This is a genomic window from Sphingopyxis sp., from assembly GCF_034380315.1.
GTDB lineage: Bacteria > Pseudomonadota > Alphaproteobacteria > Sphingomonadales > Sphingomonadaceae > Sphingopyxis.
The window spans coordinates 1-21091 of record NZ_JAXMPB010000014.1; the positions used below are offsets into that span (position 1 = coordinate 1).

Here is a 21091-nt window from a genome sequence, read left to right on the forward strand (position 1 = left end):
GCACAACCTCCGCCTCACGTAGCTTGCCGATAATCTCTTCCGGGCGATGCTTTTTGCTCGGCATTCTATATCTCCTTCGTCGTCCAAAATATCATCAATTTTGGACCACTCAGAAGGGGGCAGATCAATCGCGTGAAGTTCAACAATGAACTGAAGCGCAATCGTTTCCTGGTCGGTGCGGCTGTCCGCTTCTGACCCTGATCGCCCCGCACTTTCGGGTGCAGGCGTCACGCTTTGGCGATGCGGGGCCGACCGGTCCTGGCCGGTCCCGCATTGCCCCCCGCGCTGGACGAGAATGTCTCGGTCGTCCGGCGTCGATGCGGCATCGTTCTCCCTTGCCCCCATTTTGGCGGTGCCTGCGAAACTGAGGCGGTCCATCCCCCGATGGACCGCCTCCATTGTGCCGGAGCGTTCGCTCCGGCCTTTCTCCATCAAATCTCCACAATTCGTCCGCTTAGTCTCGACCTTGTGATTGTGGGGCGATTCCAAGGAGCTGGACATGGAAAGTGCGCTGATTCTGATCGCGGAGGACGAGCCGGAAATCGCCTCGATTCTCGAAGCCTATTTCGCCCGCGACGGTTTTCGGACCGTGACGGCGTCGGACGGCGATATCGCGCTGCAGCACCACCTGCGCCTGGCGCCCGACCTGATGGTCCTTGACGTCAAAATGCCCAAGGCGGACGGCTTTGCCGTGCTGGCCGAGATCCGGCGGCGCGGCGGAACCCCCGTCATCATGGCGACCGCGCTCGCCGAGGATCTCGACAAATTGTCGGCGCTGCGGCTGGGCGCCGATGATTATGTGGTCAAACCCTTCAATCCGCTGGAAGTGGTCGAGCGCGCCAAGGCAATTCTGCGCCGCGGCCGGCTCAACGGCGATGCGCCCGTCCGGCACGGTCCGCTGGAACTCGACGGTACGGCCCATGCCGCCTATGTGCTCGACGGCGACCGGCGGACGTTGCTTCAACTCACCGCCACCGAATTCAAGCTGCTCGCGCACATGATGCGCACGCCGACCAAGGTTTTCGGTCGCGGCGAATTGCTCGATGCGTGCATGCCCGAAAGCGACGCGCTCGAACGGACCGTCGACAGCCATGTCAGCAACCTGCGCCGCAAGCTGCAGGCGGCGGGCGGCGGCGAACTGCTCGGCGGGGTGCGCGGGATCGGCTATCGCCTTCTGCCGCCTTGATGGCTGGACGGCAGAATGACAGGGCGAACAGGAGACAGGGCATGAGCGTCGGCGACAAGACGGAAGGCACGGCACCGGACAGGGCCGTCGCCACGGAACCCAGTCCGGCCAGTCTCGCCGGTCTGGGGCCGATGCTGGGAAAGGCGCGCCGCCGCCGCCCCGCGATGCTCGCCACCCAGATGACCGTCGCGATGAGCGTCGTCGCGGCGCTGTCGGTGATCGTTCTGGCCGGGGGGATGCAGGCGTTCTACATTCTGTCCTTTGAAATTTATCGCAGCGAATTGTCGCCCAATGTGGTTCAGGCGCTCGACATGCTCGAACAGCATCGCCTGCCCGATCATAATGATCTTGGCGAACTGCTCCGGGTTCTCAGCGAATGGGAACGGCAGGTGCTGGTTCATGAAGTGGTGGCGCTGGCCGTTTTCGCGGCCATCGCGCTGGTGGTCGGCATCGTCACGGGGCGGCGGCTGGCGGGACGGATCAGCGATCCCGTGCACCGCGTCGCCGCCGCCGCGCGGCGGGTGGCGGCCGGCGACCGGACGGTCCGGGTGCCGAGCGCGGCGCATGGCGCCGGGGAAACGCACCAGCTGATCGTCGACTTCAACCTGATGGCGCGCGAAATGGAGCGTTCGGAACGCAATATGCGCGAAAGCATCGCGGCGATCGCGCACGAACTGCGTACCCCGCTCACGATTCTGCGCGGCCGCCTTCAGGGCATGTCCGACGGCATTTTTCCAGTCGACGGCGGCGGTATCGGGGGACTGATCTTTCAGGTCGATTCGCTGACGCGCATCGTCGAGGATCTTCGGATATTGAGCCTGGCGATGGCGGGGCGCCTGACGATGACGCCGACCGTGATCGACCTTGCCGAAGAGGCGGAGCGGGCGCTCGATGCCTTCACCATCGAACTCGGCGCCGCGGGCATGGCGGTCGAACGCCAGTTGCAACCGGTGCGCCTGGTCGCCGATGGCGCACGCCTGCGCCAGATCCTGCTCGCACTGCTCGATAATGCGCGGCGCTATGCGGCGTCGGGCGGCGTGGTGCGGGTCGAAACCGACCATGATCACGAGGGCGGCTATCTGCGGGTGCTCGATCGCGGACCCGGGGTGTCGGCGCGCGATGCCGAACGCATGTTCCAGCGCTTTTGGCGCGCCGATGAATCGCGCTCGCGCGATTCGGGCGGGACGGGGCTGGGGCTGGCGGTGGTCAAGGCGATCGCGGAGGCCCATGGCGGGCGCGTGATCGCCGCGCCGCGCGCCGGCGGCGGCATCTGTTTCGAGGTTCGCCTGCCGCGTTAGCGGCCTTCTTCGCAAACTCTCCACCTTTCGCGAACTGCTGCTCCACCGAAGGCCGCCATTCGGCGCGGCATGATATCTCTGGCTCGCAAATCCATCCTTCACGAATGGCGTCGCTTCGCGCCCGCCATCTTTGCCATTGCCTTCTCCGGCATTTTGCTCGTGATCCAGGCGGCGCTTGCCGTCGGCATTTTTTCGACCGTCGCGGTTTACATCGAGAAATCCGATGCCGAGCTGTGGGTCGGATTTCCGGGCACGCCGAGCATCGACCAGGGCCGCTATATCCCCAACCGGGTCGAATCCTTTGTCCGGATGCACCCCGATGTCGCGCGAACCGAGCCCTTTTCCTGGGCCGGCGGCGTGTGGCGGTCGCGCCCCGGCATGGGGGACGTCAGCGTCGTTCTGGCCGGGATTGATTCGCGCCCCGGATCGCTGACCTTCGCCCATGCGGTGACGCCGGTTCTGCGGGCCCGACTGGCGATGCCCGGCGCCGTGCTCGTCGATATCGCCGACCGGGACAAGCTGGGCGTGGGTATCGGTTCGAGCGCCGAAATCAACGGCCGGAAAGTGCATGTCGTCGGTTTTACCCAGGGCCTGCGCGGCATGGGCAGCGTCAATATCATCTCGTCGCTTGCCACCGCGCGCTACCTCGATCCCGGGCTCCAGTCCGCCGACGAAGTCGCCTATTATCTGGTGAAACTGCGCCCCGGTGCGGATGCCGCCAAGGTGCAGCAGGCCCTGTCGCCCAAGGGGAGCAACATCCGCTACGAGGCCTGGACGGCGAAGGATTTCGCCAGCAGGACCACCCATTACTGGCTGTTCGAATCGGGGATGGGCACCGCCTTTGGCCTGTCGTCGCTGATCGCCGTTTGCGTCGCGATCGTGATCACCAGCCAGACGTTGATGGCGGCGGTGGCCGCATCGATCCGCGAATTTGCGACGCTGCGCGCGCTGGGCGCACCGACCAGCCATTTGCGCGGCGTCGTGCTGCAGCAGGCGCTGTGGGTCGGGGTTGCGGGGCTGGTGATCGCCGGAATTCTTTCGGCGCTTGTCCTGTGGCTCGCCAAGCTGGCCCACATTCCCATCGCCCTGTCGGTGCCAGTCACGGCGGGCTGCGCCTTCCTTGTCCTGTGCGTCGCCGTCCTGTCGGGCATCGCCGCGCTCAGCCAGCTTTCCAAGGCCGATCCGGCCGCTCTGTTGAGGTGATATGATGGCCCAGAGCCCCACCGCCGCCGGCACCGCCTCCGCGATCGCGGCGCACGCCATATCGAAATCCTACACCGTCGGCAGCGTCCGCACCCAGATCTTGTTCGATATCAGCGTCGCGATCGCCCCCGGCGAGCTGACGCTGGTGGTCGGCCCTTCCGGGTGCGGGAAAAGCACCCTGCTCGCCATATTGTCGGGATTGACGCAGCCCGATCGCGGCGAGGTGGAAACGCTGGGCGAAAATATCTGGCAGCTGCGCAACGATGCGCGCGACGCCTTTCGCCTCGCGCACACGGGATTCGTCTTTCAGGGCTTCAACCTGTTCAACGCGCTTACCGCCGAAGAACAGGTGGCCTATGTCCTTGAGCGCATGAAGGTGAAGCCTGCCGACGCCGCAGAGCGGGCGCGCGCGGCGCTCGATGCGGTGGGGCTCGGCGCGCGGATGAACTTGCGGCCGCTGGAATTGTCGGGCGGCGAGAAACAGCGTGTTGCAATCGCCCGCGCCCTCGCCAAGCGACCGCGCCTGCTGTTCGCCGACGAGCCCACCAGCGCGCTCGACTCGCACAACGGTCATGCCGTGATCGCCCTGCTTCGTGACATCGCCCACAATCACGGCGCCGCCGTGCTGTGCGTCACCCACGACCCGCGGCTGCTCGGCTTCGCCGACCGCATCATCCGAATGGAAGATGGGCGGATCATCGGCGACGAGCGCCCGAACCCCAATTCTTCCGATCAACAAGAGGCCCATTGACCATGTCCATCCGGATTTCGCTGCCGTCGGCGGCGTTCCTTCTTTTGTCCGCGACCGCGCTGTCGGGATGCGGCGAGACATCCGATCAGGCGGCGGCAGCGCCCGTCGTGAGCAATGTCGCGGCGATCGCCAAAGGCAAGATCGATGTCGAAGGCGGGGTCATCCGCCTTGCCGCCCAACGCGAAGGGCTGATCCAGTCGGTGTTCGTCGAAGAAGGAGACCGCGTGAAGAAGGGTCAGATTCTGGCCCAGATCGATACGCGCCAGGCCGAGTTGGGCGTGGCGCGCGCGCGCGCCGACCTGTCGGAAGCAAAGGCCCGCGAAACCATTGCCGGGGCCCGCTCGGTCGCCGCCGATCGCGAGGCGCGCCGCCTGTCCGAACTCGCACGTTCGGGCGCAGGGCCGGCGGTCGATGCCGACAAGGCAGCCGATGATGCGCGGGTCCAGCGCGGCGAACTGGCCGCCGCCCGCGCAACCGTCGCCGTCGCCAGTGAACGGTTGCGCCAGGAATTGTTCGAGATTGAGGCCCGGCGCATTCGGGCACCGCTCGACGGCCGGATCGTGCGGCGGTCGGCAAAACCGGGCGACGGGGCGTCGACCCTGAACGTCACCGAATTATTCCTGCTGGCGCCCGAGACCGAGCGCATTGTCCGCGCCGAACTGGACGAACAGTTTGTTACCGCTGTGCGCCCGGGACAAAAGGCCCGCATCCTGTTCGAATATGATGAGAAGAAGAGTTTCGACGGGCGCGTGCTGCGGTTGGGAGAGGTGTTCGGAATGCGCAAGCTGGCGAACGACGATCCCAATGAACGCCAGGATATGCGCGTCGTCGAAATGGTGGTCAGCGTCAGCAACAGCCAGGCGCTGCGCATCGGACAGCGCGTCCAGGTGCAGGTGCTGAAATGATCCGTCTTCCCATGCTTCTTGCGGGCGCGGCGGCGTTGCTGCTGCCCGCCTGTGCGAGCTTTCCCGATACGAACGGCGGCGGGCGCGTTGTCCGTGCCGCCGACCTTGCCAGCGAAATGCCGCGTCGCTGGTCCTATGACCTTGGTGATCCCGCCTTTGCCGCTTTTCTCGATCGTGCGGACCTTGGCTCGCTCGATGTGAAGGCGGCGCTGGCCCGCGCGGCGGCGAGCGATGCCGCCTTGCGGGCGGCACGCAGCGGCGGCCGCCCAAAAATCGATGCGGTGAGCGGGTGGCAGCGCGCCATCGCTGGCCCCGACCGCGCCGCCGGGGGCGTCGATGTCGGTGTGACCGCCGAGTGGACGCCCGACCTTTCCGGCGAAATCAGCGCGGCGGTCGAGGCCGCCCATTTCGAAGCGCGCGCCGCCGGCCATGAAGTCGAGGCGGCACGGGCGCGGCTGGCGGCGGAACTTGCGCGGGCCTGGCTGGCGCTGGCGGCGTCCGACGACCGCCTGGCCAGGATCGCCCGGCGCGAGGTGATGGAGAATGAAGGCGCCGGGCTGGCGCGCCGCCGTATCGCGGCCGGATATGCGACGCGCGATGAACTGTTGCTGCGCCAGACAGCGCTTGCCCGTCTGGCGGACGAAAGGTTGATCGCGAAAAACGAACGCGAAACGGTGCGCCTGCGCCTGCTTGCGCTTGCCGGGCTGGCCCCCGACGAGCATTTCGACGCGCCGCGCAGCCTGTCCGCGCTGACCCCTTTTGAACCGCCGCTGCTGTCGCTCGACGATCTCAACAGCCGCCCCGATGTGCTGGCGGCGGCCGAGCAACTGGCGGCCGCCGACATGCGGCGGCTGGAGGCGATACGCAGCGCCCGGCCGCGACTGGTGCTCAGCCTTGCGGGTCAGGGCGGAAACCTGTCGCTGTCGCGTTTTTTTGAAAATCCGGGGTTCGGTCTGATCCCCGGCGTGCGGCTGGAGGGCGCCATTTTCGATGGTGGGCGCGCCCGTGCGCGCGCCGATCGGGCCGCTGCCGAAGGGGCAGAGGTCGAGGCGCTTTATCTCAAGACGCTTCGCGGCGCCCAGCAGGATCTGGCGACGGCGCTTTCGGCGTTGGTATCGGCGCAGCAGCGGCAGCGGCCGGCCGCCGACGCCGTCCGCCACGCCCGCGAAAGGCTGCGGCTGGTCGACAGCCGTTTTGCCGGCGGCACCGCCAGCCGCCTCGACCGCATCGACAGCGAACAACAGCTGGTCGAGGCCGAAGATGCCGCGGCACAGGCGCGGCGCGCGATCATCGCGGCGGGGGTCGAAACCTATGCGGCGCTGGTCGGCGGCAGTTGACGCCGACCGCGCGGGCCGGGTCAGCGTTGCAGCGCGGCGATCGCCATGCGTGTATATTGCAGCGACTGGCCCAGCACCATTCCGCGCCACAGGTCGTCGTCGATGTAAAAGGCATCGCGAACCTGCCGCTTGATCGCTTTCGCCTGATCGCTGCCCAGTTCGCCATGGGCATGGAGCCAGGCGTCGGCGCGCAGGGCGTCGAGCACTTGGGTGCCCGGCAATGTCCCGAATTCCAGCGCCAGCGGCACGATATGGGCTTGCGGTAACAGACCTGCTGCCGCCGACAGCCCGTCGCCGACGATCGGCGCCGACACCGAACTGCCGTCGTCCGATGAGGTGACATGGCCGCCGAATATCCGAACCGCATCGCCCAGCGCGGCGGTGCCCGAAATCGGCTCTGCATACCCCGCCGGGCCGAGGCCGCTGTGATAGTCGATGATGACGATCCGTTTCGCCTGACCCAGATAGCTTGAAAACAGCCGCGATTGCGTGACGCGCGACCAGCTGGGCGCGGCGCCGCCATAAAAAATCCCCGAGGGGTGACTGTGCTGGCCGCGGGTGATGGCGTGCTGGAGCGTGTCGAAACCCCGTTCCTGCGCGAAAGCGAACAGCCGTGCGGCCGATTGCTGGCGGGCCTCGTCCGACCAGGCGGACGGCAGCAGCGCGTCCGCCAGCGCGTCATATTCGGGATTGGCGGGCAAGGGGGCGGCAAAATCGACCCAGTTGCGGTTGAGGTCGATATTCTCGTGCGTCGTGCGTCGCAGCCAGGCAAAGCCCCATGGATTGACCGCGTGGATCAACAGCACCGCAACGTCGTTGCCCAGCCGGTCGGATTCCCCGCGCCTCAGCCAGTCGATCTGGGCGGCCGACCCGCAAAAACCTTCGACCCCGTGCGTCCCCGACAACAGGACGAGGACATGGGGTGCGTCGCGCCGCCCCAGCCAGGCGGCATCGACGGCCAGCGCGCCGCCGTCGGGGCCCTTCTCCGGATGGAGGACGGCTTCGCACGGCGCGCCCGCTGCGGCCGCGGCGGTCAGGAATTTGCGGCGCGCGTCGGGATAGTCGCGCGCGAAGGCGGTGTCGGATGTCATCGTGGTTCCTTTGCCGGTCGGCGAAACGGGAGGCGGCCCGGACGGCAGAGTGCACGCCATGGGCCGGGACGGGGGAGGGGAATCAGCCCGGGCGGGCGTCCGGAAGCCAGCGTTCGAGCAGGAAGTGAACGGCATCGCGCAGCGACGCCATATTGGCGCCGGGATCGAGACGGCTGCTCGACAGCCCGTCCCAGATCAGGCCGATGGCATTGACGAAACGGTCGACGTCCAGATCCTTTGGCAGGCGCCCCGCATCGATGGCCGACATCACCGCGGTCCGCATCGCCGCCGCAAGCCGGGCCGAATATTCGTCGCGGTGCGTGGTCAGCAACTGGTTGCGCTGAAAATAGCATTCCAGCTCGATGCGGACGGCGGGGGTCAGGCCATAGGACAGGCGCCCTTCCTCGGCCTTTACATGCACGTCGAAGATCTGTGAGGCGATGTCCTGACCGTCGAGCATATGCTCGATCGTTTCGATCACCTCGTTGCGGTTGCGCAGCAGGACCGCTTCCAGCAACGTGTCCTTGTTCTCGAAATAATAATAGATGTGGCCCGAGCGCATTCCCGCCTCGCGGCAGATGTCGCTCATGCTCGTCTTGGCCACGCCGTTCCGGGCCAGGCAACGGGTCGTCGCCTCTATGATATGCCTGCGCCGCGTTTCGGTATTCGCTTCATCGACTTCGCGCATGGCGCGCCCCTCCCGTCTTTCCTGACTCGATCCGCCGGGTCGATAGATGCCCTAGTTTTCCCGCAAGGGTAAACCTTTCAACGTCTTTTGCCGCGACACCCGACAAGCCGCTTGACAAGAAACGAAGTTGGTAGAAGATAGTTTGAACGATCAACCTAATCAAGAGTCGTCGTGAAGGCGACCGAATTGCACGGGAGAATGGACAGCATGTTGAGGGGTGTTTCCTATATCGCGATCATCGGGGCGCTGGCCGGCGTGCCGATTGCCGCCACGGCGCAGGAAGCCGATGGCGATGAGATCGTCGTGACCGCGAACCGGCGGTCGGAGGCCGTGCAGGATGTTGCCGCCTCTGTCACCGCCATTTCCGAACAGCAGCTGCAGGCGCGCGGCGCCGACAGTTTCGAAGGCTTTGCGCGCTCGGTTCCCGGGTTGACGATGAACCAGGCGGTCAAGAACCGCGCCATCTTCAACATTCGCGGCATTGCGACCGACGTGATCAGCGGCAACACCCAGGACCCGGTGTCGGTCTATGTCAACGATACGCCGATCACCGACACGTTTGCCGCGGTGGCACAGCCGGACCTGCGCCTGTTCGACGTGAACCGGGTCGAAGTGCTGCGCGGACCGCAAGGCACCTTGTTCGGATCGGGGTCGCTTGGCGGCACGGTGCGCATCATCACCAACAAGCCCAATGCGGCGGCGTTCGAGGCGGCGGGGCGCGTCGATTTCGGCACGACGAAGGGCGGCGCCTTTCGTCAGCGCTATGACGCGATGGTCAACGTCCCGCTGATCACCGATCGCCTCGCGCTGCGGGTCGTCGGCTATTATCGCGACGAAGAGGGCTGGGTCGAAAATATCCGCCTGGGAACCCGCAACGACACGGTCGACTGGGGCGGGCGCGTCGCCTTGCAATGGACGCCCGCCGACGATCTGACGGTCCGGGCGGAGGTGTTTCATCAGGACAGCGACCCCAGGGACGGCGACAGCTGGAACCCCGCTCTCGGCAAGTTCAAGCGCGATTCCGCCATTCCCGAACCGCGCCCCAACCGGATCACCAATTATAATCTGGCGGTCGATTATGACATGGCGGGCTTTGCGACGCTCAACTGGTCGTCGACCTATCAGGAAAGCAAATCGGGATCGTTCCGGGATATCGGCCCGTTGCTCGGGCCGGGGACGCCGCATTTCATCGGGAGGCTGAGCCCCTGGAACGCGCGGTTCCTGGTCCAGGAACTGCGGCTGGTATCGAACGGCAGCTCCCCCTTCCAATGGGTTGCGGGTGCCTTTTTCATCGATCGCAAGACGGGAATTCCCGACTATCGCGTCACCGCGCCGGGGCTCGACGCGCTGTTCGGCGGGGCGCTGGGAAGCGATCTGTTCTTCGATACCGACATCACGACGAAATCGACCGAGATCGCTGGCTATTTCGACGGCAATTACGAGATTGCGTCCGGGCTGACGGTGCGCGGCGGGATGCGCATATTCCGCACGACGGCCGATTATATCGAACAGGAACGCACCTCGCTCAATCTCGCGACACTGCAATATGACGTGACACCCGCCTTTTCGAACCGGTCGAAGGGAACGAACACGACCTGGCGGGCGGGCCTGTCCTATGAACCCGACCAGGATCTGTTGTTCTTCGCCAATGTCAGCAAGGGCTTCCGGATCGGGCAGGTCAATTCGAACCGCGGCCCCAGCATGGTCGACCCGAGCGATTATGTGATCCGCGAAGGATATGATCCCGATTCGACGATCAACTATGAACTGGGAGCCAAGACAAGCTGGCTGCAGGGTGCGCTGACGCTGAACCTCACCGGCTTTTACATCGACTGGAAGAATATCCAGATCGAAGGGACGCGCCGGTCGGATTTCGCGGCGTTCACCGCCAATGGCGGACGCGCCAGCGTCAAGGGCGTCGAATTCGAAATGAATGCGCGGCCCGGGCGCGGGGTGCATCTTTATACGGCGGTGACGATCCAGGACGGAAAGATCGATTCCATACCGGCCGACTTCACGGTCCCCGCCGCGGCAGGGGACCGTCTGCCGGGGCTGGCGCGCTGGAAGCTGGCCGGGGGCGCCGAATATCGGTGGGATATCGGTTCGAGCGAGGCGCATGTGCGCATCGACGGCCAGTTCACCGACGGTTCGCCGAACGCATTCCGCGATGCCGGGCGCAAGCCGGGCTTTGCGATGAACGATGCCTATGCGTCGCTGAACGCCGCGATCGGGATCGACCGCGGTTGGGGCAGCATTGCCCTTTATGGCGAGAATCTGACCGGGGAGGATGCGATCATTCTGCGCATCCCCAATGTTCCCGCGCCTTTCGTCACGCTGCGTCCCCGGACGTTCGGCGTGCGCCTGACGGTGCGTCACTGATGCGCAGCCCGACGCCGGAGGGCGCCCGATGAACGATCATTCCGTGGCGGCTGCCTATCCCAGCCTGCGCAGTGCGCGCTATGCGCAATATCTGCTGGCCTTCGTCACCCTTTACACGACGATGGACGTCGGCGTCGGCAAGCTGCTGCTCGAACCGATGAAGGTCGACCTTGGCATGAGCGATGTCGAGGTCGGCTTCGCCAATGTCACCGCCAATTATCTGACCTATGGATTGCTGGCGATTCCGGCCGGGCTGCTCGCCGACCGGTACAGCCGCGTGCGGTTGATGCTGTTGTCGCTGCTCTTGTGGACGGTGGGACTGATCGCCGTCGGCGCCGCCCCCAGCTTTGAGGCGGTGGTCGCGGGCAAGCTGGTGCTCGGCGCCGCCATGGCGCTCAGCTACCCGGCGATCATGTCGCTGTTCGCGGATTATTTCGCGCCCGACCGGCGCGCGACCGCGACCGCGACCATTCCGATCGCCCAGACGGTCGGCGCCGCGATGGCGGTGCTGATCGGCGGTCTCGGCTTTTCGGTGCTCACCGAATGGGTCGAACGCGATCCTGACATTCTGTGGGGTATCGCCCCCTGGCGCGCGCTGTTGATCGGTTTTGCGATCGGCGGGCTGCTGCTCATCCCCTTCCTCGCGCGGCTGAAAGAACCGCAGCGCATGGAGGCGGGCGAGGCGCAGGGCGGAAAATTGCGCGAGCTATGGGCCTATCGCCGCTTTCTGGCGCCGCTGATCGTCGGCATCATGGCGCTGTCGGGCGTCGCCTCTGGCGTCACCATCTGGATCGCGCCCGCGCTGATGCGGCTCTATGGCCAGGAGCCTGGCGATTTTGCGACGTGGATGAGCGCGCTGGCGCTCGTCACCGGGCTTGGCGGTGCCTATCTCAGCGGCCAGCTCGCCCAGCGCGCGCATGGCCGCGGCGTCAACATGATGGCCCCGGCGGCGATCGCGGCGGCGATCGGGACCATCGGTTCCTTTGTCGCGATGATGCCCGACGTGCTCTGGTTCGGCATCGCGATGGGTATCGCCAGCCTCGCCAATGCGGTCGCCATCGCGATCCCGGTGATCGCCGTCAATTATCGCATTCCCAATGAACTGCGCGGCCTGACGATGGGATTGTACATCGTCCTGCTGGCGATCGTCGGCGGCGTGATGGCGCCGCTGGTGGCTGTGGCAAGCGACTATCTGGGCGGAGAGATGATGCTCGGCCGGGCCATGGCGCTCGTCGGGGTGCCCTTTTCGCTGCTGGCGACCCTGTGTTTCTGGAAAGCCGCGCGGGCGCCGGGTGGCGCTGCCCCCGATCCCGCCCCGGCCTTTGACCATAATGACATGACGAATTTGACTGGAAAGGCATGAGATGAGTCCATTTATGTCACCCGAACGGCTGCCCGAGGAGCGGTACCTGGCTGCGGCCGAGGCGACCGCCGTCAAGCTGGGGGGCAAGCTGGCGGGTATCGTTCCCCATGGATATTGGGTCGACGATCATCGCTATTTCTATGTGCTGACCGAAATGGCGCGCGACGCGGACGGCCAGGACTATCTGACCGTCGTGCCCAAGATCGTCGATGCGCGCAACGGCGAGGCCCGCACGCTTTTGTCGGGCGAGGCGATCGCCGCCGCCATCGCGGCCGAAACCGGAAGCGCCTTTGATGCGGCCAGCCTTGCGGCGGCCGAATATGACATGCCGGACCCCGACACGCTGGTCGTCGGGCTGATGATCGTCGCCTATCACATCGCGGTCGATAGCGCGGCGGTGGTGAAGGTCGAACCGGTCAACCCCGCGATGGCGCTGTACTCGCCTGCCGGGGATCAGGTCTGTGTGCGCAAGGATTACGCCCTGTGGCTGCGCGACCGCGGAACCGGCGAGGAACGCCCGCTGTCGCCCGAAGGCGAAGAGAATTACGGCTATGGCTGTTCGCCGGAATCGGGAATTTCGCCGATCTCCGATCGTGAGCTGATGATGCCGTGCGGCCTGTGGTCACCCAATTCGGAATGGCTTGCGACCCATCGGATCGACGAGCGCGCGCTGCCCGAAAGCGGACTGGTCGAAAATGTGCCCGACGGCGGCAAGCGTCCGATCCTGCACCGTTACAAGGTTGCGGGCCCCGAAGACGAATTGCCCACGGTCGAGTATCTGGCCTTTCACGTGCCGACCGGTCGGACGCTCAGCACCGCCGGGCATCTGGTAAAGGCGGGCGCCTTTACGCCCTTTGCCTATCGTTGTGCCTGGTTCGCGGGCGACGCCTTTTACTATGTCGATATGGACCGTTGTTCTTCCGAGGTCGCCCTGATGGCGCTGGACCTCGCGGACGGGGCGGTTCGGACCGTCCTGACCGAAAAGGCGGAAAGCGGCTGGATCGATTTGCATCCCTTCGTGATCGGCCAGCCGATGGTTCGGCCGCTGGCCGCAACGAACGAACTGATCTGGTTTTCGGAGGCCGACGGTTGGGGGCATTTGTACCTCCACGACCTTGCGAGCGGCGCGCGCAAGAACCGGATCACGGGCGGCGAATGGATGGTGCGCGAAATCGTCCATGTCGATGAACCGGGACGGCGCATCCTGTTCCTGGCGAGCGGTTTTGGCGGCAGCGCCGATCTGGGCGACCGGCGCCTCTGCGCGATCGGTTTCGACGGCAGCGGTTTCGAAGAATTGCTTGCGATCGACGGCGACGTCGGGGTCAGCGCCGATCCGGTTTCGACGGTCGAACAGATCAAGCCTTTCCGTCCGTCCTATGCGCGGACCGGTATTTCGCCCGGCGGCCACTATGCCGTTGCCAGCCTGGGCAGCGCGGACACCCCGACCCGCGTGGCGCTCGTCGATCTGGAAAGCCGCGCGCAGGTCGAACTCGCCGTCGTCGATATCGCTCCGCACTGGAATGCGCCGCCGCCGCTGCCGTTCGAGGCGCTGGCCGCCGACGGCGTGACACGGCTGTTCGGGGCCATGTATTTCCCGACCGGTTTCGATCCGGCCAAGCGTTACCCCCTGGTCGACTATATTTATCCGGGACCGCAGGTGAACTGGTATGTGCGCCGCTTCCCCAATTTGATTGCCTCGACTCTTCAGTCGGTCGTGGAGGCGGGCATGGTCGGCATCGTCGTCGAATCGCGCGGCCTGCCGAACCGGAACCGCGCCTTTCACCAGGCGGGGAATGGCCAGCTGCATGAACCGCAGGTCGGCGATCATGCGGCGGTGGTCGCCCAGCTTTGCGAACGCCACGCCTTTCTCGACCGCGACCGGGTCGGCATTTTCGGCCAGTCGGGGGGTGGCTATGCCACGGCGCGTGCGCTGTTCGATTATCCCGACGTCTTTCGGGTCGGGGTTGCGATCTGCGGCAACCATGACAACCGCAACTATATCTCGTCGTGGATCGACAAATATGGCGGACGCCCCGGAACGCCCAATTATTCGGGCCAGTCCAATGCCGAACGGGCGCACAAGCTGCAGGGAAAATTGCTGCTGATCCACGGCGACATGGACGACAATGTGCATGTCGGACACAGCCTGGCGGTGTCGGCGGCGCTGATAGCGGCGGGCAAGGATTTCGACCAGCTGATCGTCCCCGGCGGCGGCCACGGCATCCTGTTTGAATCGCCCTATGTCCTCCAGCGCGTCTGGACCTATTTCGTCCGTCATCTGCTGGGCGTCGAGCCGCCGGCCGATTTTTCCTTCGAATATACGCTGGCGGAGGGGCTGGCCGCGAAGCGCATGATGCGCGCCGATCTGGGGTGAAGGCCCCGTAACCGCGGCGGCGATCGGTCGCCGCGGGAGACATTCAATCTGTTTCTTGAAAATCTGGGAGTGTGAAGTGATCCATTTTGACAGCGTCGAGCCCCGGTCCGAACGGTCGCGCGATGCGCTTGAGCGGTTCGAGCGCGTGGTATCCGATTTCGTGGAGCGTTTGGGCAATCTGGGCGCATTGGCGGCGATTTCGGTGCGCGGCGCCGGGCAGGTAACGGTGACGGCGGGCCATTCGGATCTGGAAAAGACCCGCGCGGTTCAACCCGACGATATTTATCAGGTGGGCAGCCAGAGCAAGACGGCGGTGGCGATGGCCCTGCTGCTGATGTCGCGCGACGGTCTGCTCGATCTCGACGATCCGGTTCACCGCTTCGTCGATCTGCCGATCGATCGCCGGATCACCGTGCGCAACCTGTTGATGAACAGTTCGGGTATCGGCGAATGCACGGTCGGTGGCGGCCCGCGTTTCGACATGCGGCTGGAATATACCCCGCGGGACCTGGTTGCGCTCGCGCTTCCGCAGGGCCAGCTGTTCGAACCCGGATCGCGCTTCGATTATTGCAACACCGGCTGGATCGTCGCCGCCATGGTGATCGAGGCGATCAGCGGCCAGCCCTATGGCGAGGTGTGCGATGAACGGATCGTACGCCCGCTTGGGCTGCGGAATACGGCATTCGGGATGCGGATGCCCGACGGCGAACCGATGCGGGGCTATGCGCGCTTGCCGCTGGTTCCGGAAACCATCGACATGACGCCGCATCTCAGCTGGGCCTATGGGGCGGGCGACGGCGTATCGAACGCGGCCGACATTCTGGCTTTCTATGGCAGCCTGTTGCGTCCGGACAGCCCGGCCGGCGTGACGCTCGACGACCTTGCGGGGCATACGCTGAAACCCGTGGCTGTGCCCTTTTTCCCGATGAGCCTGGGGACCGAATATGGCCTCGGCCTCGAACGGCGGGCCTGGGCCGGGCGCGAGGTTTGGGGACATCCGGGATCGACCGGCAGCTGTCGTACCTCGACCTGGATCGATGCCGGGCTGGGTGTCGGGGTTGCGACCGCGGTCACGCATCTGTGGGATCCCGCCGGGCCGCCCGACGATTTGCGCTATCCGCGCGCGCAGCTGTTCGCGATGGCGCTCGATACCGCCTATGCGCTCGCCGCCGACGAAGACATGCTGGCTGTCGCTGGCTGATCGCACCTTGCCCAGCGGACGTCGCCGCGCCGGTGCGGCGGCGTCCAGCAGCCGGAACAGAGTCATGACCTCATCGATCCCGTCGCCGACCCCGGCGAAAGCGCCCGTGTTCACCGCGCTTCTGTCCACCGAAACCAATGGTTTCTCCACAATCCCGACGGGCCTTGCCTCGTTCAGCGAGGCCTTTGTCCGCCGTGATGCCAGCCTGGAGCAACCGCACGGCATCGGCGCCTATCTGGGCGTGTTCCGGGCCCTCGCCGAAGCCGACGGCAGGGGGGTGATCGAAAGCGTGTCAGCGGGGGCGGAACCCGCCGGATTGACGGTGCAGGCGGTCTATGAATCGCTGCGCGATCATATCCTCGACGACCTTCGCGCCGCGGGACCGGTCGGTTTCGTTCTGCTCGGCCTGCACGGCGCGATGATGGCGACGGAATGCGACGATTGCGAAGGCGATCTTCTTGCCCGTGTCCGCGATATCGTCGGGCCCGCCGTGCCCATCGGGGTCGAACTCGATCCGCACTGCCACCTGACGAAAAAGATGCGGGACGCGGCGGACGTCATCGTGACGATGAAGGAATATCCGCATACCGACTGGGCGGCCCGGGGCAGGGAGGTTTATGCGATCTGCGCCGCCATGGCCGAAGGGCGCGCGCGCCCGGTTTCGGCGATGTTCGATTGCCGTATGGTCGGCTTTTATCCGACCACGGCCCAGCCGATGCACGGGTTTGTCGAGCGGCTGACGGGTGCGGAGCGCGAAGCCGGAATATTGTCGGTCAGCCTTGTTCACGGCTTTCCGTGGGGCGACCACCCCGATTGCGGAACGCGGCTGTTGGTCATCGCCGATGGCGACCAGGCGCTGGCTGAGCGCACGGCGGAGCGGCTGGGGCGCGAACTTTATGATCAGCGCCATCAACTGATCCCGGCCATGCCGTCGATCGACCAGGCGATCGACCAGGCACGTTCGCTCGCCGGGGTCGTGGTGATGGCCGACACTGCCGACAACAGCGGCGGCGGGGCGCCGGGTGACACGACCCATTTGCTGCGGGCGTTGATCGATGCGGACATTGGCCCGTGCGTGTTCGGGGCGATCTTTGACCCCGGTGCCGTGACCCTGTGTGCCGAAGCGGGCGTTGGCGCGCATGTGCCGCTTCGTATCGGTGGGAAGCTGGGGCCAAGCTCGGGCGATCCGTTCGACGTGTCGGTCGAGGTGGCGGGGCTTGTCGAGGATCTTCAGCAAACCGCCTTTGGCCATCGTTTTTCATTCGGTCCCAGCGCCTGGGTGCGCGTCGGGGCGGTCGACGTGCTGCTCGTATCGCGGCGCTCGCAGGTTTATGCCCGCGACGCCTTTACCGGCATGGGGATCGAGCTGGCGAACAAGCGGGTCGTCGCGGTCAAGTCGAGCGAGCATTTTCGCGCCGATTTCCAGGCGGTGGCGGATCATATCATTCCCGTCGCGACCCCTGGCGCGCTGCAAATGGATTTTGCCGCGCTACCCTATCGCCGCAAGCGCGACCTTGGCTTTTTCCCGCGTGTTGCCGATCCGCTCGGCGTCGACGACTGACGCGCGCGCCGTCGCGCCGAAGGACGCAACAGCGAGCGGCGACGCGGCGCTTGCCCGCCATATGCGGCGATAAATGCTGCCAAAATGGGGGGATATATTAACCATATCGGATGAAGGACGGTTCTCCGACCCCAAGGAGACTGTCATTGTTCGATATTTTATACTGCATCCGCGACGAGCACGACATGCGGCTCGTCTTTCTCGCGGCGGCGGTATGTCTGCTTTCGGCCATGACGGCGGTGCTGATGCTGCGGCAGTCGGGCCGGGCGCGGGCGCGCGCGGCGCGGGGCTGGGCCATTCTTGGCGGCTTTGCGACCGGTTTTGGCATCTGGGCGACCCATTTTATCGCCATGCTCGGCTATGATCCGGGGGTCGTCGCGGGTTACAAGGTCGATCTGACCGCAGCGTCGCTGCTGATCGTGCTCGCGACCACCATCAGCGCCTTTCTCGTCGCGACGCGCCACCGGACGACGGCGGCGCTTGCCGCCGCGTCGGTGCTGGCCGGCGGCGGGTTCGCGGCCATGCATTATGTCGGGGTGGCGGCGCTCGAAATGCCGGCGCTGATCCGCTGGCAGAGCGGCTATGTCCTGCTGTCGGTGATGCTCGCCATCCTTCCCTTGTTTCCCGCGCTTTGGCTCGCGCTGCGCGGCGGCACCCGCCTGTCGGGCGCAGCGGCGGCGCTGGTCATCACTGTGGCCATCGTCGGGCTCCACTTCAGCGGCATGACGGCGATCGACCTTTTGCCGTCGCGCATGGATGCGCAGGAGGCGCTGTTGTCGCCGCAGTCGATGTCGGCGCTGATCGGCGCGGTTTCGATCGCGCTGCTGGCGCTGTGCCTGGCAAGCTGGGTCGTCGCGCGGCGCACCGCCGCGACGATCGCGGCGAGCGAGCGCCAGTTCAGCCTGTTGATCAAGGGCGTGTCCGATTGTGCCATCTATATGCTCGATCGCGATGGTCGGGTGGCGAACTGGAACGTTGGAGCCCAGCGCCTCAAGGGCTATGCCGACGAAGAGGTGCTCGGCATGCCCTTCGGGCATTTCTATGAACCGCACGACCGTGCCTGCGGCGTGCCCGACCGGGCGCTCGCCACCGCAAACGACAGCGGAAAATATGCCAGCGAAGGCTGGCGGCTGCGCAAGGATGGCTCGCGCTTTTGGGCGCATGTCACCATCGAACGCATCCAGGACGATCAGGGGCGCCACCTGGGCTTTGCCAAGATAACCCGCGACATGAGCCTGTACAAGGAAGGACAGGACCGGATCGAGGAGGCGCACCGCTATCTCGATACCGCGCTTGAACATATGCATCAGGGCCTGTGCCTCTTTGACGCGCAAGAGCGGCTGATCCTGCGCAATCGCCGCTTTGCCGAATTGTGGATGCTGCCCGAACAAAGCTGTCGTCCCGGCTGGACCCTGTTCGAAGTCGCCGCCGCCGCGCTGGAGGCGCGAACGGGCAAGCAGGTGGTACAGGACAAGCTTGAGGAGATGCGCGCGACGCTGCGCCAATCGCTCGCCGATCCCAACCTGCCGCCGCTGGCGCTCGAGTTCGATGAAAATTTCGTCGTCGCGATCACCAGTCGCAACCTGCCCGATGGGGGATGGGTCACGACGTTCGAGGACATCACCGAACGCCGCCGGTCGGAGGCGCAGATCGCGCATATGGCGCTGCACGACGGGCTGACCGGCCTGCCCAACCGGACCAGTTTCAACCGCTGGCTGGACCGCGAGCTTGAACAGGCGGCCGCGCGCGCCGAACAGGTCGCGGTCGTCGCGATCGACCTCGACCGGTTCAAGGAGATCAACGATTCACAGGGCCACGCCGCCGGTGACGAGGTGTTGCAGCGGATCGCCGGCAACCTTCAGGCGAGCATGGGCGAGGGCGAAATCGTCGCGCGGCTGGGCGGCGATGAATTTGCCGCGGCCAAACAATTTTCCGATCAGGTCGAACTCGCCGATTTCGTCGCGCGGGTCAGCGGCTGCTTTGCCCCGCTGTCGGGCGCGCCGGACGGATTGCCCGTCGGAGGCAGCCTGGGGATCGCGATCTTCCCTGACGATGCCAGCGAGCGCGAGCCGCTGTTGAACAACGCCGATCTGGCGATGTACCGGGCAAAGGGCAGCCTGGGCGAGCATATCTGCTATTACGAGCCCGGCATGGATGAAAACGCGCGCAAGCGCCGCCAGCTTGCGAATGATCTGCGCCAGGCGGTCACGCGCGGCGAATTGCGTCTGCTCTATCAGCCGCAGACCTCGCTCAAGACGCACGCGATCAGCGGCTATGAAGCGCTGGTGCGCTGGCATCACCCACGGCTGGGCATCGTGTCACCGGTCGAGTTCATCCCGATTGCGGAGGAAACCGGCGAGATCATCCGGCTTGGCGAATGGGTGCTGCGGGCCGCTTGCGAAGAGGCGGCACGCTGGGCGCGTCCCGACAAGATCGCGGTCAATATCTCCCCGGTCCAGTTGCTGCAGCCCGACCTGCCCGAAATGGTCACGCGCATCCTGCTGGAAGCGGGGTTGTCGCCGCGCCGACTGGAACTGGAAATTACCGAAACGGCGATCATCGCCGACAAGGCGCGCGCGCTGCACAGCCTGCGGCGGATCAAGGCGCTGGGGGTCAGCGTCGCGATGGACGATTTCGGGACGGGCTATTCATCGCTCGACACGCTCCACTCCTTTCCCTTCGACAAGATCAAGATCGACAAATCCTTCCTGCTGCAGGCCGAGCAGAGCGGCCAGGCCCGCGCCATCATCCGCGCGGTGCTGGCGCTCGGCAAAAGCCTGGGGATTCCGGTTCTGGCCGAGGGGGTCGAAACCGAAAAACAGCTCGCGCTGCTCGTCGGTGAAGGGTGCGAAGAGGCGCAGGGATATTATTTCGGTCGGCCCGGACGCGAACCGAGCCTGGATGGGGAGGCTGCGGCAGCGGAAAGCTGACGGCGGCCGGACGACCGGGGGAAGGGCGATGCGCCCCGTGCACGCTGGGGACCACGTGCCGGCGCATCGCCCGCCCCAGCCTTCATCGGCGTGGCTTGCAGGCGTGCGCGGCGAGTGCCGATGGCCCCGCCCCCCGTTTTCCAGGGCGCGGAGCCATGCGGTCGCTAACGGTTGTCGGCCTGACTGCGCAGCGATTTCAGCCCGTCGCGCGTGATGCGATATGGCTGGCCGTCCTTGCTTGAAATCAGTCGCTTGCGCTTGAGGGCGCCAAACACCTCCAGAGTGCAGGTCGACAGGCGCCAACCCTCGCGGGTGAAACAATCGATTTCGTGAATGCGGCCGCTGTCTTCGTCGCGATAGTGCACAATGCGGCCACCGCGTGCCAGCACGTGCAATACGCGCTGTTCCGTCCTTGATATATTCATGATGGATCTTGTCCAAATCCTGCCGTCGCATCGCGGCCGCGCGGGGGCGGGCCAGATTTGCAACGGCCATGCCGAACCATCGGCAGAGCTGTTGCGCGCGGCGCAAAACTCTGCCGTCAATGGGGCAGCGGGCGGGGCGTCGGGCCCCGGGGCTGCCTATGTTCCGTGGACAATCTCAAAGATAGGCATGCGGCGCCTATAGGATTTACCGAGGCCGCGGGCAAGGGCTGGTTGATGCCGGACGGATGGCAAGTGCTTAAGGGGGTTCGGAAAAATCAACAGGGATGCTGATGATGGCGGGATGCGCCGCCACCCGATTGCTGGTCGATATCGACGCAGCTTTATCCCCCGTCCGCCGCCATTGGCGGCTGCAACGGGGGATGAGGTTCGTTGTGCACG

At 65.5% G+C, this 21091-nt stretch carries 16 protein-coding genes; 12 read left to right on the forward strand and 4 right to left on the reverse strand.

What is annotated here, in order from left to right; translation table 11 throughout:
• A partial coding sequence (locus tag U0S50_RS17545) for a hypothetical protein (protein ID WP_322309973.1) occupies nucleotides 1-432 on the reverse strand: 432 nt, incomplete at its 3' end.
• Between the two features lie 67 nt (nucleotides 433-499).
• Between U0S50_RS17545 and U0S50_RS17550 the strand changes: the two genes are divergently transcribed.
• The 6 genes from U0S50_RS17550 to U0S50_RS17575 all read left to right on the forward strand — a co-directional run bounded on the left by U0S50_RS17550 (nucleotide 500) and on the right by U0S50_RS17575 (nucleotide 6680).
• Nucleotides 500-1186, forward strand: a complete 687-nt coding sequence (locus tag U0S50_RS17550; RefSeq protein ID WP_322309974.1) for a response regulator — start codon at nucleotides 500-502, stop codon at nucleotides 1184-1186.
• 41 nt (nucleotides 1187-1227) lie between these two features.
• Complete coding sequence (locus tag U0S50_RS17555; protein ID WP_322309975.1) at nucleotides 1228-2484, forward strand: sensor histidine kinase; 1257 nt, start codon at nucleotides 1228-1230, stop codon at nucleotides 2482-2484.
• A gap of 69 nt (nucleotides 2485-2553) precedes the next feature.
• The gene (locus U0S50_RS17560; RefSeq protein ID WP_322309976.1) at nucleotides 2554-3687 is read left to right on the forward strand and encodes an ABC transporter permease; all 1134 of its coding nucleotides are present in this window, start codon (nucleotides 2554-2556) and stop codon (nucleotides 3685-3687) included.
• Between the two features lies 1 nt (nucleotide 3688).
• The gene (locus U0S50_RS17565) at nucleotides 3689-4438 is read left to right on the forward strand and encodes an ABC transporter ATP-binding protein (RefSeq protein WP_322309977.1); all 750 of its coding nucleotides are present in this window, start codon (nucleotides 3689-3691) and stop codon (nucleotides 4436-4438) included.
• 2 nt (nucleotides 4439-4440) lie between these two features.
• Nucleotides 4441-5343, forward strand: coding sequence for an efflux RND transporter periplasmic adaptor subunit (locus U0S50_RS17570; protein WP_322310004.1), 903 nt, complete (start codon nucleotides 4441-4443; stop codon nucleotides 5341-5343).
• A complete protein-coding gene (locus U0S50_RS17575; protein WP_322309978.1) occupies nucleotides 5340-6680 on the forward strand; it encodes a TolC family protein in 1341 nt (446 codons plus the stop codon). The genes U0S50_RS17570 and U0S50_RS17575 overlap by 4 nt, the downstream gene beginning before the upstream one ends.
• A 20-nt stretch (nucleotides 6681-6700) precedes the next feature.
• Here U0S50_RS17575 and U0S50_RS17580 read toward each other — a convergent pair whose 3' ends face one another.
• Both U0S50_RS17580 and U0S50_RS17585 read right to left on the reverse strand, forming a co-directional pair.
• On the reverse strand, nucleotides 6701-7771 hold the full coding sequence (locus U0S50_RS17580; protein ID WP_322309979.1) for a M14 family metallopeptidase: 1071 nt from the start codon (nucleotides 7769-7771) through the stop codon (nucleotides 6701-6703).
• Nucleotides 7772-7853: 82 nt separating this feature from the next.
• Nucleotides 7854-8459: a TetR/AcrR family transcriptional regulator gene (locus tag U0S50_RS17585; RefSeq protein WP_322309980.1), complete on the reverse strand. Its 606-nt coding sequence runs from the start codon at nucleotides 8457-8459 to the stop codon at nucleotides 7854-7856.
• Nucleotides 8460-8666: 207 nt separating this feature from the next.
• Between U0S50_RS17585 and U0S50_RS17590 the strand changes: the two genes are divergently transcribed.
• The 6 genes from U0S50_RS17590 (at nucleotide 8667) to U0S50_RS17615 (ending at nucleotide 20267) form a co-directional block, all read left to right on the forward strand.
• On the forward strand, nucleotides 8667-10838 hold the full coding sequence (locus U0S50_RS17590) for a TonB-dependent receptor (protein WP_322309981.1): 2172 nt from the start codon (nucleotides 8667-8669) through the stop codon (nucleotides 10836-10838).
• 28 nt (nucleotides 10839-10866) lie between these two features.
• On the forward strand, nucleotides 10867-12201 hold the full coding sequence (locus U0S50_RS17595) for an MFS transporter (protein WP_322309982.1): 1335 nt from the start codon (nucleotides 10867-10869) through the stop codon (nucleotides 12199-12201).
• 1 nt (nucleotide 12202) lies between these two features.
• Entirely contained in the window at nucleotides 12203-14575 is a 2373-nt protein-coding gene (locus tag U0S50_RS17600; RefSeq protein WP_322309983.1) for a S9 family peptidase, read from the forward strand.
• A 76-nt stretch (nucleotides 14576-14651) separates the two neighbouring features.
• On the forward strand, nucleotides 14652-15776 hold the full coding sequence (locus tag U0S50_RS17605) for a serine hydrolase domain-containing protein (protein ID WP_322309984.1): 1125 nt from the start codon (nucleotides 14652-14654) through the stop codon (nucleotides 15774-15776).
• Between the two features lie 64 nt (nucleotides 15777-15840).
• On the forward strand, nucleotides 15841-17337 hold the full coding sequence (locus U0S50_RS17610; protein ID WP_322309985.1) for a M81 family metallopeptidase: 1497 nt from the start codon (nucleotides 15841-15843) through the stop codon (nucleotides 17335-17337).
• A gap of 146 nt (nucleotides 17338-17483) precedes the next feature.
• Nucleotides 17484-20267 (forward strand): EAL domain-containing protein, encoded by a 2784-nt coding sequence (locus tag U0S50_RS17615; RefSeq protein WP_322309986.1) that lies wholly within the window; start codon nucleotides 17484-17486, stop codon nucleotides 20265-20267.
• Nucleotides 20268-20431: 164 nt separating this feature from the next.
• Here the strand turns inward: U0S50_RS17615 and U0S50_RS17620 are convergent, their stop codons facing one another.
• Entirely contained in the window at nucleotides 20432-20692 is a 261-nt protein-coding gene (locus U0S50_RS17620) for a YjhX family toxin (protein WP_322309987.1), read from the reverse strand.
• Between the last annotated feature and the right edge of the window lie 399 nt (nucleotides 20693-21091).

Bases quoted from the DNA above. Each gene is read 5' to 3' on its own strand.
- U0S50_RS17550 (WP_322309974.1), top strand. From the start codon at position 500: ATGGAAAGTGCGCTGATTCTGATCGCGGAGGACGAGCCGGAAATCGCC.
- U0S50_RS17555 (WP_322309975.1), top strand. From the start codon at position 1,228: ATGAGCGTCGGCGACAAGACGGAAGGCACGGCACCGGACAGGGCCGTC.
- U0S50_RS17560 (WP_322309976.1), top strand. From the start codon at position 2,554: ATGATATCTCTGGCTCGCAAATCCATCCTTCACGAATGGCGTCGCTTC.
- U0S50_RS17565 (WP_322309977.1), top strand. From the start codon at position 3,689: ATGATGGCCCAGAGCCCCACCGCCGCCGGCACCGCCTCCGCGATCGCG.
- U0S50_RS17570 (WP_322310004.1), top strand. From the start codon at position 4,441: ATGTCCATCCGGATTTCGCTGCCGTCGGCGGCGTTCCTTCTTTTGTCC.
- U0S50_RS17575 (WP_322309978.1), top strand. From the start codon at position 5,340: ATGATCCGTCTTCCCATGCTTCTTGCGGGCGCGGCGGCGTTGCTGCTG.
- U0S50_RS17580 (WP_322309979.1), bottom strand. From the start codon at position 7,771: ATGACATCCGACACCGCCTTCGCGCGCGACTATCCCGACGCGCGCCGC.
- U0S50_RS17585 (WP_322309980.1), bottom strand. From the start codon at position 8,459: ATGCGCGAAGTCGATGAAGCGAATACCGAAACGCGGCGCAGGCATATC.
- U0S50_RS17590 (WP_322309981.1), top strand. From the start codon at position 8,667: ATGTTGAGGGGTGTTTCCTATATCGCGATCATCGGGGCGCTGGCCGGC.
- U0S50_RS17595 (WP_322309982.1), top strand. From the start codon at position 10,867: ATGAACGATCATTCCGTGGCGGCTGCCTATCCCAGCCTGCGCAGTGCG.
- U0S50_RS17600 (WP_322309983.1), top strand. From the start codon at position 12,203: ATGAGTCCATTTATGTCACCCGAACGGCTGCCCGAGGAGCGGTACCTG.
- U0S50_RS17610 (WP_322309985.1), top strand. From the start codon at position 15,841: ATGACCTCATCGATCCCGTCGCCGACCCCGGCGAAAGCGCCCGTGTTC.
- U0S50_RS17620 (WP_322309987.1), bottom strand. From the start codon at position 20,692: ATGAATATATCAAGGACGGAACAGCGCGTATTGCACGTGCTGGCACGC.